Annotated in this window: 10 protein-coding genes; all 10 read right to left on the bottom strand. The window is 59.7% G+C overall.

Translation table 11 applies throughout. From position 1 onward, the window contains the following. Nucleotides 1-296: 296 nt before the first annotated feature. The 10 genes from GGQ74_RS00245 to caiT all read right to left on the bottom strand — a co-directional run bounded on the left by GGQ74_RS00245 (nt 297) and on the right by caiT (nt 12,956). Entirely contained in the window at nt 297-581 is a 285-nt protein-coding gene (locus tag GGQ74_RS00245; RefSeq protein WP_167939548.1) for a 4Fe-4S dicluster domain-containing protein, read from the bottom strand. Then, nucleotides 578-1,864 carry an FAD-dependent oxidoreductase gene (locus GGQ74_RS00240; RefSeq protein WP_167939547.1) on the bottom strand — a complete coding sequence of 429 codons (1,287 nt, stop codon included), beginning with the start codon at nt 1,862-1,864 and terminating at the stop codon, nt 578-580. Before GGQ74_RS00240 ends, GGQ74_RS00245 begins: the two co-directional genes overlap by 4 nt. Nucleotides 1,865-2,006: 142 nt before the next feature. Next, nucleotides 2,007-3,623 carry a sodium:solute symporter family protein gene (locus GGQ74_RS00235; RefSeq protein ID WP_167939546.1) on the bottom strand — a complete coding sequence of 539 codons (1,617 nt, stop codon included), beginning with the start codon at nt 3,621-3,623 and terminating at the stop codon, nt 2,007-2,009. A gap of 739 nt (nt 3,624-4,362) precedes the next feature. Then, a complete protein-coding gene (locus GGQ74_RS00230; RefSeq protein WP_167939545.1) occupies nt 4,363-5,307 on the bottom strand; it encodes an FAD-binding protein in 945 nt (314 codons plus the stop codon). A gap of 12 nt (nt 5,308-5,319) precedes the next feature. Next, nucleotides 5,320-6,087, bottom strand: coding sequence for a putative electron transfer flavoprotein FixA (fixA, locus tag GGQ74_RS00225; protein WP_167939544.1), 768 nt, complete (start codon nt 6,085-6,087; stop codon nt 5,320-5,322). Nucleotides 6,088-6,199: 112 nt separating this feature from the next. Beyond that, nucleotides 6,200-7,051: a MaoC/PaaZ C-terminal domain-containing protein gene (locus tag GGQ74_RS00220; protein ID WP_167939543.1), complete on the bottom strand. Its 852-nt coding sequence runs from the start codon at nt 7,049-7,051 to the stop codon at nt 6,200-6,202. 117 nt (nt 7,052-7,168) lie between these two features. Beyond that, nucleotides 7,169-8,785, bottom strand: a complete 1,617-nt coding sequence (gene caiC / locus GGQ74_RS00215; protein ID WP_167939542.1) for a crotonobetaine/carnitine-CoA ligase — start codon at nt 8,783-8,785, stop codon at nt 7,169-7,171. A 189-nt stretch (nt 8,786-8,974) separates the two neighbouring features. Then, the gene (gene caiB / locus GGQ74_RS00210) at nt 8,975-10,207 is read right to left on the bottom strand and encodes an L-carnitine CoA-transferase (protein ID WP_167939541.1); all 1,233 of its coding nucleotides are present in this window, start codon (nt 10,205-10,207) and stop codon (nt 8,975-8,977) included. 43 nt (nt 10,208-10,250) lie between these two features. Next, nucleotides 10,251-11,384 (bottom strand): crotonobetainyl-CoA dehydrogenase, encoded by a 1,134-nt coding sequence (gene caiA / locus GGQ74_RS00205; RefSeq protein ID WP_167939540.1) that lies wholly within the window; start codon nt 11,382-11,384, stop codon nt 10,251-10,253. Between the two features lie 54 nt (nt 11,385-11,438). Then, entirely contained in the window at nt 11,439-12,956 is a 1,518-nt protein-coding gene (caiT, locus tag GGQ74_RS00200; protein ID WP_167939539.1) for an L-carnitine/gamma-butyrobetaine antiporter, read from the bottom strand. Between the last annotated feature and the right edge of the window lie 2,048 nt (nt 12,957-15,004).

The following is a 15,004-nucleotide window of genomic DNA, read 5'->3' as shown; positions in this document are numbered from 1 at the left end:
TGCCAAACCTGTCGGAAAAGGGTGTGCGAAAAGGATGGGCTTCCCGTTGGTCCTCCGGAAGCCCAATCCTAAAAAAATACCGGCAACGTCCGTCAACGTTGCCGGTATATGTCTACTCGCTTTCAGGGCATACTTGCAAATCTTCGTTCGCGGCGAGCCGGAATCGCTCCATCCCCCCAAGGTATATGGAGAAATGGCGTTCAAAGCGTTCCAATCCGCCCCGGCAAGGCCGGAAGCATGCCCTGCGAATTCGTTCCGGAGGCGCAAAGCCCCCGGAACGAGCGCTCAACTCGACATTAACCGAAGCGGTACTCGACGCCCATGGTGCCCTGCGGGTACTCCCACTTCTTCAGGATGGTCTTGCCGCACAGGATGCGGCAGGTGCCGCACTCAAGGCAGCCGGCACAGTCGAAGTGGATGTTGCCAGCCTCGTCACGCTTGTACAGGCCAGCGGGGCAGGCCTTCTCAAGCTTGGCGAATTCGGCGAGGTCGGGATTCTCCACCAGTTCGATATGGGGATTGCCTTCGTCAACGAAGAACTTGTTGACGCCCAGTTTCACATCGACATTGACGGTGCTCATATGGCTTTCGCTCCTTTGAGGCCGTCCTTAATCAGATTAAGGAAGCCAACTTTCTTGAGATGGGGCATGACCTTCTTGCGCAGGGGCACGGAAGGACCGTTGATGGTGAACAGATCGCTCATGATGCCGGTCACCATCTCGGGGTAGTCGTTGAACATGCGGGGGTTGTCGAGGAAGCCCGGCAGGTTCTTGTAGAGGTTCAGGTCCTTCATGACGAAGCTGTTGTCCAGCTCGGCCTTGTAGGAGGCCAGGCCCTTCTCGCTGTAGTCGCCAGCTTCCTTGGCGGCGATGACGGCCTTGGCAGCCGCTTCGCCGGAAGCGATGGCGAGGTCCATGCCACGCACGGTGTAGCCCACATTCAGGCACAGGCCAGCGGCGTCGCCGGCGATGAGCACGCCGTCACCGACCAGCTTGGGCAGCATGGAGAGACCACCCTCGGGCACCACGTGACCGGAGTACTCGACGGTCTTGCCGCCCTCGACGAGGGGCTTGACGGTGGGATGATTCTTGAAGTCCTCCAGCATCTGGGGAACGGTCTTGCCCACCTCGGCCATGTTGTGCAGGCCGAACACCACGCCGAGGGAAATGCTGTCCTCGTTGGTGTAGATGAAGCCGCCGCCCATGTAGCCAGCGGAGGGCATACCAGCGAACAGCCACGCGGCGCCTTCCTTGTCGGAGCAACCGAAGCGGTCGTTGATCTGCTGCTTGGAGAGCTGGATCACTTCCTTGACGCCCACGGCGCAGTGATGGGGGGTGACCTTGCTCACCATGCCGAGCTTCTCGCCAAGGATGGAATTCACGCCATCGGCGAGGATGACCACGTCGGCCTCCATCTCTTCGCCACCGGCGACCACGCCACAGACCTTGCCATCGCGCACGATGAGGTCATCCACGCGGATGCCGGGAACGATGCTGGCACCGGCCTCCTCGGCCTTGCCCGCCAGCCACTGGTCGAAGCGGGAACGCAGCACGGAGTAGGAGCGGTTCGCCGGATCGTCGGACTCGGGAGAGGCGAAGTCCAGCGTGGCGCTCTTGGTGTCGTCGATGAAGGAAATCTTCTCGTGGACGATGCAGCGCTCCACGGGGGCTTCCTCGGCGAAGTTGGGGAAGATGCGCTCAATGCTGTGGGCGTAGAGACGGCCACCGGTCATGTTCTTCGCGCCGGGGAAATTGCCGCGCTCGATGACCAGCGTCTCCAGTCCGGCCTGCGCCAGCAGACAGGCACTGGTACAACCGGCCAGACCTGCGCCGACAATTATAACGTCAAACTTATCTTCGGACATGCTTACCTCACACGCGGCACGAGGCCATAGAAATGGTTTCTGTGTTCACGAAACTGACTTCCAGATGAGCGGAAGATCCGCTCCGCCGGGAATGGCGCTCGCGGTAAGGGGGCCGCGAGGGTCATTCCCGACACGAAATACATCAAAACAGGGACGCGATGCCGGAGCCGTTAAGGGCGTTGTACGGCAGTGCCCAGTACTTGATCAGAAACACGGAGACGAGCACGCCAGCCACGACCATGAGCCAGCCGTACATCCTGTCCTTGCGGTAATCCGAGACAAGGGCCTCGGAGGCGGGAACGCGGTGCAGCTTCTCCTGAAAGGCGCTCTCCTCCGCCGTCTTGACCTGCCCACGGGAACCGAGGATGCCCAAAATCACGCTGACGGCCACGCCGATGAAGAACGGGTCGAAGAGGGACACGAACGGCACGCCCGCAAACTCCTTCAGGCACTTGGAAACGAAGTACCCGAGGAATCCGCCGACCATGGCGAAGTAGGCGCCACGCTCGGTCAGCTTGCGGCTCCAGACGCTGGCGAAGGCCACATAGCCCCACGAGGCGGCAATGATGGTGCTCGCGAACCACGTGATCACGCGGATGCTCGACAGGTTCATGTAGGCCAGCACAAGGGCGATGAGGCCGACGACGAGCACGGTCACGCGGGTGAAGAACAGCTGGGACACGTCCTTGCGCTTGTCGAGGTTCAGCACGTCGCTCGACAGGCTGAAGCTGACCACGGACAGGAAGGTGGACGCGGAGGAAAGTCCGGCCGCCATGATGCCCGTCAGCAGGATCACGCCGACGATCTTGGGGGTGACCTCGTAGGCCGCCCAGATGATGACCCGTTCAGGCTCGGTCATGCCGGGATTGAGCGGAATGACGCACACGGCGATCAGATAAAGATAGATCAGGAACACCACGGTCAGCAGAGCGGACAGCACGCCGGAACGGAAGATGACGTGCTCGTTCTTGGCCATCAGGTTGCGTCCGGCCTGCCACGGGCTGACGCCCACGGCGACCATCCACACGATGCCCATGGTGATGGCATAGAGCATGATGTCCATGACCGAACCGCCGCCCGTGTTGCCGTGATAGTCGAGAAGACCGGCGGGGGTGGCGGGATTGTTGGCCAGATTGGCAATCAGGTCGCCAAGGCCGCCCGCGGCCTTGAACACGTAGGGTCCGGCAACGAGGGTGGCACCGAGGAAGAAGATGAACATCATCGTGTCGGTGATGATCACGCCGCGCGAGCCGGAATAGAAGGTGAACAGGGTGATGCACAGCCACGACACGAAAAGGCAGGTTCCGCGATCGAAGCCGGTCATGGTTTCCATCAGGATGCCGGTGCCCTGGATGACGCTCAGCAGGTATGCGGTCAGGGACACGACCGTCGTGATGCCCGCGAAACGGCGGATGCGCTCGCTGTTGAAGCGCTGCCAGAAGTAGGACGGCATGGTGTTGACCTGCGCACGCCGGATGTACCGACCGAAGAACAGGCCGCCAAGCACGTAGCCGCTGGCGCACAGCGTGTTGATGAGAATCATGGTGGTGATGTTGCCGGTGTAGCAGTAGGCGGTATCACCCATGAAGCCATTGGTGCTAAGCATGGACGCAAACATGGTTCCCGTAATCAGGAACGTCGGAGCCTGTCGTCCGCAAACGTAGTAGTCCTCGATATTCTTGACTTTCAAACCAGCATAGATGCCAACTAGCATGTATGCGATGATGCTGAGGAGAACTCCACCAGTATAAATATTCATGAACGGGTTCTCCTGCTTACATTTTCTCGTCTTCGATGCCGTGGCGCTTCTGCTCTCGATACAGATCCCAATTCAGGTACAGGCCGACGGCCGCGATGCAGCCGCCTATGAATAGTGAGAATACGATTTCACCCATACACAACTCCTTCCTTGCTCACAGCCTACAAGACGATGTGCGAAACGCACGGGAACACTTCCTCGCTTTGGCTGGCGCTCCCCCCTCCCCTCTTGCGTGCGACAGGGAAAGCAGAACGTCATATGCACGAGCCTCCACCGAGGGAGGCCTTCATCCATATCTTCAAATACCGGATGCCACCTTGTGCCTTGCCACTGCTGTTCCAAACGTAGCAGCATGTCACGAATCACATCCGCACTGCGGCGGCATCGTCAGAATTCTGCATCATCATCGAGAACAAGGTTAAAATCCCTGCTGACGATGATGGAACAGCGTCCTCAGCAAGCAACCAGCCCCATCAAAAACTGGGAGAACGGCGAATATCCAACTGCCCGCATAGTGTAAAGGGCATCGTTTTGCCCCAGATACGGACTATGGCAACGAGCATTGCGCGCGCTGCCAATAAAAAGCATATCTTCCCGCTGGTTATGCTGAAGCTTGCATCATCGTTCGAACAAAAAATGCGCGTTCGAAAAACTTTTCCCTTCGTTTTCAAGCCCCGGAGGCGCGGGCCTGCCCGGCAGGACGACGGGCAGGCCCGCAGAGGGGCTTATATCGGCAAAACTACGCCTTGAAGGCGTTGATGAGGGCCGGAACAACCTTGTACAGATCGCCCACGATGCCGTAGTCGGCAAACTGGAAGATCGGAGCGTTCTTGTCCTTGTTGACGGCAACGATCACCTGAGCGCCGTTGACACCAACCATGTGCTGGATCTGGCCGGAGATGCCGAGGGCCAGGTACACTTCGGGCTTGGGCATCACGCCGGAGATACCGACGTAGCGCTCGCGCTCCATCCACTGCTCGCCTTCGGCGATGGGACGGGAGCAGCCAAGCTCGGCGCCCAGAGCGGCGCAGAGATCCTCGGCGATCTTGATGTCTTCCTGCTTGGCAATGCCGCGGCCGATGGAGACCACGCGCTTGGCCTTGTTCAGGTCGACGCTGCTGCCCTGCTTGGCGCGGCGCTCGATGCACTTCACGGAAGCCTTGGGCTCGACGAAGGCCACGGAAACGGCCTCGCCGGTCTTGGAGGCGTCCTCGGCGGCGGGAGCGAACACGCCGCTGCCCACGACAACGATGGACACGGAGGACTTCACCTTCTCCTCGCCAAGGGCCAGGCCACCAAACACCATGTGCTTGGCGAGCACGCCGTCGGCCTCAATGGCGATCTCGGCGGCTTCGGTCACGACGCCGGCCTCAAGACGCACGCCCAGCAGGGAAGCAAGGCCCTTGCAGCGGCGGGTGGAGGGCATCAGCACCAGAGCGGGCTTCTCGCCCTCGGCGATCACGGCGGCCATGGAATCGGCGTACGCCTCGATCACGCGGGAGGAATCGGCCTCGCCAAGGTGGTACACGGCGTCGGCGCCACACGCGAAGGCGCGGGCGACGTCGGCCTGGGAACCCAGAACGAAGGCGGAAACCTTCTCGCCCAGCTGGGCAGCGCCTGCGATCACTTCGGGCAGGCGGGAAGCTGCATCACTGAAGACCCAAACGTTGGAAATCTTGCTCATTTTATCCCCCGACTAGTTGATGACTTTGCGCAGGTTGCTGACAAATTCGGCGATCTTGTCGTCGCCGTCGCCCTCAACGATGATCCGCTTGCGGTCCTTCTGCTTGGGAGCCTTGACGGCAACGGACTCGACCACTTCGGCGGTCTCGATGCCAAGCTCGGCGGCGGTAAGAACGGCGACGGGCTTCTTGGCGGCGCCAAGAATGGCCTTCATGCCGGGGATGGTGGGCACGTTGATGTCAGCGGACACGGACACGACGGCCGGGAGGGTGATCTCCAGCACTTCGATCTCGTCGTCCAGAGCGCGCTCGGCAATGAGCTTGCCCTCGGCGCAGCTGACGATCTTGCTGATGCCGTTCACGGTGGCAACGCCGAGCAGAGCGCCCAGGCGCATGCCGACCTGCTGAGCGTAGAGGTCGCCGGAACCGTCACCGCAGAGGATCAGGTCGAAACCGATCTTCTGGGCGGCAGCGGCCATCACGCTGGCGGTCTTGTGGGGCAGAGCGCCCTTGAAGGAGTCGTCGATGACGACAGCGAGGTCGTCGGCGCCGCGGGACAGGATGTCCTTGCGGGCCTTGGTGTTCTCGAGCTCCTTGCCGCCCACGCTGAGGACGGTGATCTGGGCCTCGCCGGCGGCCTTGAGCTGCACAGCGGACTCGAGGGCGTTCAGGTCGAACTGGCTGATCTTCGGATCGGCCTTGCCGGTGTCGAGCGTACCGTCAGCGTTGACTGCGATATCCTGCTCTTCGGGAACCAACTTGCAACCGACAATGATTTTCATGCTTTCTCCATCCTATCTCTTGTATTGTTTCGACTCGGCAGCGCCGCCATGCGCTACCGGAAGGCCCGGCTCCCCTCGCGGGGAGCCGGAGCCGATAACAAGCTAAGGGTCGTTACTTCCACTCGGCCAGAGCGTAGTTGAGGTACGCGATTTCGGGCCGTTCGGCGTCGATGACGCGGAAATGGATGCTGTTGTCGCTCCACTTCCACATCTGGGTCTTCACGGTGCAGCCGGGGTACAGGGACTTGGTGATGCGGGTCTTGAAGCGGGTGAGGCGCTCCGGCTGACCGGGGAACAGGGTATTGATGATGTGGCGGCAAGCCAGACCGGCGGTGCTGACCGCGTGCAGGTTCGGCTTGGGATGGCCGAACTTCTGGGCGTACTCCCAGTCGATGTGCTGGGGATGGTAGTCGCCGGACAGGCGGTAGATCAGGGCGCGGTTGAGGGCGACCTCTTCGACAACCTCGAAGTCGGGCTCACGCTCGGGAATCTCGACAACGTCCTTCGGGGCCTTGGGGCCACCCCAGCCGCCGTCGTAGAGGGCGCAGTCCCAGCTCTCGTTGGTGAAGAGCTTGGTGCCGTTCTCGTCGAAGGTCTCGCCGATGTGCTGGGCCAGCAGGCCACGGCCTTCGCCGCGGTCGTAGAGGGCCTTGAGCAGCACGTGGGTGCTCAGAGTGCCGGACAGAGCGGTCATCGGCTCGTGGATCTGAAGGTCGAAGCCCCAGTGCAGGGAACCGCCCCAGTTGAAACCGTAGTCGATGGTCTTGGTGACTTCGCTGTCAACGATGGGCATGGCGGCGAACATGGGAAGGATCTTCAGGTCCTTCTCGTAGACGTACTCGAGGTCGGTCTTACCGTCGAAACCAGCGCCACAACCGAGAGCGAACAGGATCAGGTCCTTGAAATCGTACTTGCGCACGAACGGGCCGTAGGTCTTGCCCTGCATGTCCAACTTCAATGCCATTTTGATCATCCTTTGTATGACTGTGGTTACAAAATGTGCGGTGATTAATTTCTGACCATGATCACAAATTTAGGCTGACTAATCAAGCCCGGAATGCCCGGATGCCCAAATCGGGGTCTAATGCACCGCAGCGCACCAATCATCAGCAGCGAGCGAGCCGCTGCATTCAACACACTCATTCTTCAGAACGTTCTTCTGCACCTTGCCGGTGCTCGTTCTGGGAAATGACGTTCTGATTTCGATGAAGGACGGCACCTTGAACTTGGCGAGCCGCTTGGTGCAGTAGTCGAGGATTTCCTCGACACTGGCCGTCTCCCCTTCCTTCAGGATGACGAAGGCCTTCACCGCCTCGTCGCAGATGTCATCCGGCACGCCGACAACGGCTGCGTCCACGATCTTCGGATGGCACACGAGAACGTTCTCGATTTCGCTGCCGGAGATGTTCTCGCCGGAGCGCTTGATCACATTCTTGTTGCGATCGATGAAGTAGAAGAATCCGTCCTCGTCCATGTAGCCGGTGTCACCGGTACGCAGCCAGCCATCGGCGCTCAGGACTTCGGCGGTCGCCTCGGGGGCGTTGTAGTATTCCTTGAAGATGGTTCTGCCCGGCACACCCTTGACGCAGATTTCGCCGGGGGTCAGCGGCGGCACCTCAAGGCCGTCCTCGCCCACGATCTTCGCCTCGTAGCACAGGCCGGTGCGGCCGATGGACGGCCAGCGGCGCTCGTCGCCGGGGCGGTCGCCGATGATGCCGACGACGGTCTCGGTCATGCCATAGGAGGTCAGGAAACGGACGCCGAAGCGCTCCATAAACGCGTCCTTCTCCTGATCGGCGAGGTTCAGGTAGAAGAACACTTCGCGCAGGCAGTGGTCCTTCTCCCAGGTCTGGGCGGGTTGCAGCATCAGCGTCCGGACCATGAGCGGAATGCATTCCGTGATGGTGGCGCGATGCAGGCAGACCTGCCGCCAGAACCGGTGGGCACTGTACTTCTCCAGCATGATGAACGTCGCGCCGGTACTGAAGGTCGGCATGGCGGCGGTACACTGGAAGTCGATGTGAAAGGCAGGCATCATGGTCATGTATCGATCATCGGTCCTCAAGGCGCACTGCCACGCGGTGTAGCGTCCGGCGAACAAGAGGTTGTAATGGGTGATGACGACACCCTTGGGCCTGCTCGTGGTGCCCGAGGTGAAAATTATTTCGGCAGCGTCGTCGCTGCTCAAGGGAACGATCTCCTTCAACGCGGCCGGCTGCTCGCGCAGGGCCCGGCGGAAGTTGATGGTTCCCGGGATGTCATGGTTATCGTCCAGCCGGGTCACGAGGACGTTGTCCAGAGCGATCTTGCCTTCGCGCTGGAGTCTTTCGAAAACGGGATAAAATTTCTCTTCGGTGACGACGGTCTTCGCACCGCACTTGTTGATGAGATATTCGCTTTCGTTGTGCAGGTAGTGCACATTGACGGGAACCGTGATCGCACCGATCTTCGCAAGGCCGAACCAGCAGAATATGAATTCCGGGGTGTTGTAGAGCTGAACCGCAACCCTGTCGCCCTTGCCGATGCCGAGACCAAGAAAGAGATTCGCCGCCCGGTTGATTTCGCAGTTGAGCTGCGCGTAGGAGAACGCGCTGGTTGCGCCTTCGATGTCCTCGAAGACCAGCGCTGTCTTGTCGCCATGGGTGCGGGCCAGATCGTCCCACATATGGCGTAGGTTCTTTCCTCCAACAATATCCATCACAAGCACCTCGTCGCTCGACACATTACCCAGTCAGAGTGCATCGCGTGAAACGATGTGAGTTCGCAGAAGCGCAATGAGCGTCAGCAACGCTGAAATCCCGCCAAAGGAACCGGTAGTTCTGTCTTTCAGGCAAGAGGGATGGCCGCGTACGCGGCCATCCCTCCGCTTGCTACTTCACGTCGAAGGCTACTCGGCCTTCGGGGATGCTCCCAGCTTCACGAGGCCCTTGTCAGAAAGGGACTGGATCTGCTCGTCGGAGTATCCGATGTTCTCAAGAATGGCGGCGGAATCCTGACCGTGGGTCGGCATGCCGCGCCAGATCTTGCAGGGGTTCTTCTTGAACTTGGGCATGATGTTCGGGCCCTTGAACTTCCTGCCGTCCATCGTGTCCCACTCGGTGATGGATTCACGAGCGACGTACTGGGGGTTGACCTCCAGCTCGGGGAAGGTCAGCACCTTCGCGAAGGCGACGCGGAGCCGTCCAAACAGCTCCTGCACCTCGGCGATGGTGTGATCCACGAGGTACGCATCGAGCTTGTCCTCGATGTAGGCGGCAGAGGGGCACTTGCGGCTGATGAGCTGGGTGCCTTCGGGGAACTCTTCGGTTCCGAGAAGCTCGGGGCAACCGATCAGGTCGAACATTTCCTTGATCTGGTTGATGCCGACCAGCTCCATCACCATGAAGCCGTCCTTGCACTTGTAGGTACCGCAACCAACCCAGTAGGGATCCCTACCCTTGAACTGACGGGGAGAGATCTCACCACCGTTGAAGTAGTCCTCCATGTAGTACTGGCCAACGCAGAGCATGGCCTCGTACATGGCGACGTCGATGCTTTCGCCCACGCCGGTCTGCTTCGCCTTGTACAGGGCCGCCAGCACGGAGCTGGTGACGGTGAAGCCGGACACGTAGTCCGCGGTGTAGGGGAACGCGGGCATGGGCTGCTCCTCACTTCCGTTCTGGATGAGGTAGCCGCTGAATGCCTGCGCGATGGTGTTGTAGGCGGCGGAGTTGGTGTACTCGTCCACGCCGTACTGACCGAAGCCGGACAGGTGGGCGATGACCAGAGCCGGATTGTGCTCCCAGAGCAGCTCGTCGGTGAGGCCACGGCGAGCAAAGGCGGGGCCCTTGCTGGACTCGATGAGGATGTCCGTGGTCTCCATGAGCTTCAGGAACGCTTCCTTGCCTTCATCCGAGAAGATGTTCAGGGACAGGGCGTGCAGGTTGCGGCGGGAGTACTGGGGATAGTTCGGCTGCACGCGGATGGTGTCCGCGTAGGCAACATTCTCGATCCAGATGACTTCCGCGCCCCACTCGGCCAGCATCTGTGCGGAGAAGGGACCGGCAATCTCGATAGCCGAGAAGACGACCCGAAGGCCGCTCAGGGGGCCGAACTTGGGGGTGTTCAGTAGCTTGGTCATTGTGCTTATCCTTGCAGTATTGAGTGCAGTGGGTTGTGGACGACTAGCGGTACTGCTTCAGAACAGCGCGGCCCAGGGTCAGGATCTGCATCTCGTCGGAACCGCCGGAGAGACGGTCGATGCGCAGGTCTCGCCAGAAGCGGCCCACGCGGTGACCGGTCACGCCGATGCCACCGAGCACCTGCATGGCGGTGTCGACAACGAAGAAGGAGGCGTTAGCGCAGAAGTACTTGCACATTGCGGAATCGCCGGAGGTCATGGTGCCGTTGTCGCACTTCCAGGCGGTTTCGAAGAGCATGTTCTTCATGCTGTTCAGCTTGATCGCCATGTGGGCGAACTTTTCCTGAATCAGCTGGGTGCGGCCGATGGCCTGGCCGAACTGCACGCGCTGGTTGGCGTACTTGGCGGCGTCCTCGAAGGCGCACAGGGCGATGCCGTAGTTGGTGCAAGCAACGAGGAAACGCTCGGCGTCGAACTCTTCCTTCACGCGGTTGAAGCCGTTGCCCTCAACACCGAACAGGTCCTTCTCTTCGAGCTCGACGTTGTCGAACACAATCTCGCAGCAGCTGTCCATGCGCAGGCCGAGCTTATCGAGCTGGTTCAGCTTGATGCCGGACTTGCTCATGTCCACGAACCACTCGGAGAACACAGGGCTCTCGGAAGCGGCGTCGCGAGCCATGACCACGAGGTAGGGGCAATGGGCGCTGGAGGTGATGAAGCACTTCTGGCCGTTCAGGTACACCTTGCCGTTCTTGCGGGTGTAGGTGGTCTTCAGGCTACCCACGTCGGAACCGGCGCTGGGCTCGGTGATGGCGGAGTTCCACATCTGCTCGCCGGTGCCGCGCAGGGCGAAGATCTTGTCGATCTGCTCCTGGGTGCCGTGGCGCAGAATGGTGCTGAAGCCGGGCAGCTGGTACAGGACGTAGGTCGGAGCGCCGTGACGGCCAAGCTCCGCCCAGATGGCGGTCAGGGTGACCATGCCGGCGTCCATGCCGCCGTGTTCCTCGGGCAGGAGCATGGTGTCGATGCCCAGCTCGGCGAGTTCCTTAACCCAGCGGATCGGGTACTCGTGCTTCTCGTCGCACTCGACGAAGTAGCTTTCCCAGTTCTCTCTTTCCATCAGCTCGCGAACGCCAGCTACGAAAAGTTCCTGTTCATCAGAGAGCTTGAAATCCATGATTGAATCTCCTCAGGGGTTTAAGCTGCGAGATGCCTGCAACTCGTTATGGAATTACCAGTTCTTGTTCTGCTTAGCGTCCTTGAAGAAGGACACGACGATCATGATGTTCACGAAGAACAGCGGGCAACCACCAGCGATGATGGCCGTCTGCAGGGGCTTCAGGCCGCCCAGGGCCAGCAGGGTGACACCGATGACGCCAACCAGCACGGACCAGCCAACGCGAACCCAAACCGGAGGCTCGGAGTAGCCGTCGGCCTCGGTGCAGGTGGACATGGCCAGGGTGTAGGAGCAGGCGTTGATCAGGGTCACGGTCGCCACGAAGCAGAGAACGAAGAACACGGAAATGGTCAGGGTGCTGAACGGCAGAGCGGCCCAGGTCTCGATGACCGCGCGGGGAGCGCCGTACTGGGCAACCAGGGAGGTCATGTCGAGCACGCCACGATGGATCAGGTCCATGGTGTTGCCGCTCAGGATGGTCCACATGATCCAGGTGGTGGCGGTCAGACCGGCAACCATGCCCACGCAGACCTCACGCACGGTGCGGCCACGGGAAATGCGGGCGAGGAAGATGCAGGTCTGGATGGTGTAGATGACCCACCAGGCCCAGTAGAACACGGTCCAGCCCTGCGGGAAGCCGCCGCCGGTGATGGCGTCGGTGTAGAACAGCATGCGGCCGAAGTTGTTCAGCAGGATGCCCACGGAATCGGTGAAGTAGTTGGCGATGAAGGTGGTGCCGCCGATGCACAGGATCCACAGCAGAACAGCGATGGACAGGTAGCAGCGCAGGTCGGAAGCGATCTTGATGCCCTTGTTCAGACCGAAGGCAACGCAGATGGCGTTGAAGATAATCCAGCAGCCGATGATGGTGGCGTCCAGACCAAGGGTGTGCGGCACGCCGAAGAGGTACTGCATGCACTCGGTGACCAGCGGAGTGGCCAGACCAAGGCTGGTGCCCATGGCGAGGATCAGAGCGACGATGTAGACGTTGTCGATGATGATGCCGACGAGGCCCTTGCAGTGACGCTCACCCAGCAGAGCGACAAGGGTGCCGCTGGGGCGGACGACGTTGATCTTCTTCACGAACAGGAAGTAGCCGAACACAACGCTGAAGAAGCCGAAAACGGCCCAAGGCAGCGGGCCCCAGTGGAAGAGGCTGTAGGCGAGGCCGTATTCCTGCGCGGTGACGGAGAACGGCTCAAAACCGAAGGGCGGGGTCGAAACGTAGCAGTATGCCTCGTAGGATCCCCAGAAGAGCACTGCGGCGGAAGTGGAGGAAGCGAACAGCAGGAACAGCCAGCTGGAAGTGCTGAATTCAGGCTCCTCTTCGCCGAGCTTCTTGTTCTTCCAAGGTCCGAAAACGAACCAGGCCCAACCAGCGGCCATGATGATCATGTACCACTCGAATGCCCAGCCCCAGGAGAAGGTGACATAGTGGAACAGGGCGTTGATGACGCGGTTTGCGGCGTCAAGATCGCGCACCGTCAGGTAGCACAGGATACCCACGATGATCAGCGAAGGGAAAAACACCTTGGGATCAATTTTTACAGATGCGTTCTTTTTGGGTTCCATCCCCAATACTCCAGATGAAATTGGAAAGTCGTTCGTCAAGCCGGCCCCATCAATTCGCCGAACCGTCATGCCCCGCCGGGTTCATCCGTCGGGCGGCCCATCTTGGCGCGAACACGGGTGCCACTCTCCGTCACTGGCGAAATGCCCCTAACCCCAACAAGCCCATTCATCCGCGCACGCGCGCGTAACTCCGATACCGAGCTTTTGCAGCCTCCAATCACTTGGCATCTCGTCAAGCGCTCATGACTTGCGGACATCTTCGGGAGACGACGCGCGTACATGACGAACTTTCAGTCGAGGACCTCACGCGGCCAAGTCCTCCGCGCACCGCCGTCACCTGCGCGAGGGGGAAAGCCCTCGGCGACATGGCAAACCAGTCGATGCGCCCTGCTCCGTCTTCCGGCCCCTCGGTTTCAACCGGGGAAGCCCAAAATCGGTCCGTCATGTCAAAGGTGAAGCAAGCGCCTCGCCCGCGCGTCTTGCGCGGCGGAAACCTTCGTCTACGAAAGCAGAGCATCTCCAGACCACAGCCCTCGCGATGCTCCATATTTTCCGCTATGATTTCCGATAGTTGGCGCTAGCCACCCAGATTTTCCACACTTCGTGTGTTCCCGTTGCCGCGCACGTGAAAATTTGCATAATCATGTTCATATTGCAATCACAATTTTTTTATGAACGCGTTCATGACCGTGATCACAGCAAATAATGCTAATTTTTTCAGAATGTTAACCTAAATCTTTTTTTGGTTTCATTACTGCGGCAGAAACACCGCGAGAGAAAACGAAAGGACGAACCGACGGGGATATTTCGCGAAACAGGCGTTTCACCAGCTATTTCATCCATGCATGGCCGAAATGTGCATACCATGGACACAGTGACGCCAACAAATGACGACATCAGACGACAACCAGACCAAATCAACGGCTATGTACACGCAAATCAAAGAAATCCAGTACTCGAAGCATGCATAACCCAATGTCGCGAGCATGAAATAGCGAAGTATGTTCGTGCATTGTTTCCGCATAGCGTCGTGACACGCTCTCCAGCTCATGATTGCAAAACAAGAACAATCATCCCTATTCACGACAACACTGCCGCTGCGTATGAAATACGCCTCAACATGCATAACAACCGACAAAAAACCCCTTCCGCCAGGGAGTCCGTAGCTCCCGGCGTAGCCTGTCAAAAGCCACCGCCCCCCCACGCAATCGGGCCCGATTGACACGTTTGGCACAAGCAAGCCAATACCCTCCGCAACCCCTTGACAAATAAAATCAATCATAATATATAGTTGTGCTCATAGCACATAGCTGACGGCTCTTCCCGAGACATTCCAAGGTCTTAAACCGAAAAGCGAACCAACGCCTTACGGCTGGACGCCCACGCATGTACTTCGCGCCCCCATACGACCCGATGGAACGCTTTCGCTTCCATCCCGCAGGCATTGCCCAAAGCCGTTCACCGCGCTCGGGACTCCGGAGCTTCAGCCCTCCTTATCATTAATATATGGGGCTGCTGTTTTTGCTTGCACCAGCCGCGCGAAAATGCCCCATTGCGCGAATCTTTGACACAGCACGCAGCGTCCCTGCCACACCAGCCGCACACCGCCACAGCCAGCGCCCGGCCGCGACAGGGTTCAATGCCGGACAACCGCACCCAACAACGGCTGAACCACGCATGCCCAGCCCACGAAGAACACCGCCTCCAGTGGCGTCGGCGGGGCGTTACGCATCCCCTTTCGGATTGAGAGCAGGACAATCGCCATGCGGACAGAACGGGGAAGGCAAAGCTGACACGGCCTTCACGCGGTTTTCGAAATTGACAAAGGCGCAACTGCTGCCTAAGCAGCTGTTCGCCTAATCATGATTTTACCCGCAGTGGATTTATTTCATGACCGCGGTTATAAATTGGATGGCACGTTGAGAACGTCCCGGCCCGCACATGGCTCGCGAACGTGCGGGATCACGGGAAAATCGACGCTTCACGGGCGATATACACCGCGCACATCGCGCGCAGGCAAACGCCCCGCGCAGGGCGGCAAGGACATT

It is taken from the genome of Desulfobaculum xiamenense (assembly GCF_011927665.1).
GTDB lineage: Bacteria > Desulfobacterota > Desulfovibrionia > Desulfovibrionales > Desulfovibrionaceae > Desulfobaculum > Desulfobaculum xiamenense.
The sequence above is the reverse complement of the archived record's forward strand: the minus strand, read 5'-3'. Positions and strand labels throughout refer to the sequence as shown.

Coding starts and splice junctions, on each gene's coding strand:
- fixA (WP_167939544.1), bottom strand. CDS start 6,087: ATGAAAATCATTGTCGGTTGCAAGTTGGTTCCCGAAGAGCAGGATATC.
- caiC (WP_167939542.1), bottom strand. CDS start 8,785: ATGGATATTGTTGGAGGAAAGAACCTACGCCATATGTGGGACGATCTG.
- GGQ74_RS00230 (WP_167939545.1), bottom strand. CDS start 5,307: ATGAGCAAGATTTCCAACGTTTGGGTCTTCAGTGATGCAGCTTCCCGC.
- GGQ74_RS00240 (WP_167939547.1), bottom strand. CDS start 1,864: ATGTCCGAAGATAAGTTTGACGTTATAATTGTCGGCGCAGGTCTGGCC.
- GGQ74_RS00235 (WP_167939546.1), bottom strand. CDS start 3,623: ATGAATATTTATACTGGTGGAGTTCTCCTCAGCATCATCGCATACATG.
- GGQ74_RS00245 (WP_167939548.1), bottom strand. CDS start 581: ATGAGCACCGTCAATGTCGATGTGAAACTGGGCGTCAACAAGTTCTTC.
- GGQ74_RS00220 (WP_167939543.1), bottom strand. CDS start 7,051: ATGGCATTGAAGTTGGACATGCAGGGCAAGACCTACGGCCCGTTCGTG.
- caiT (WP_167939539.1), bottom strand. CDS start 12,956: ATGGAACCCAAAAAGAACGCATCTGTAAAAATTGATCCCAAGGTGTTT.
- caiB (WP_167939541.1), bottom strand. CDS start 10,207: ATGACCAAGCTACTGAACACCCCCAAGTTCGGCCCCCTGAGCGGCCTT.
- caiA (WP_167939540.1), bottom strand. CDS start 11,384: ATGGATTTCAAGCTCTCTGATGAACAGGAACTTTTCGTAGCTGGCGTT.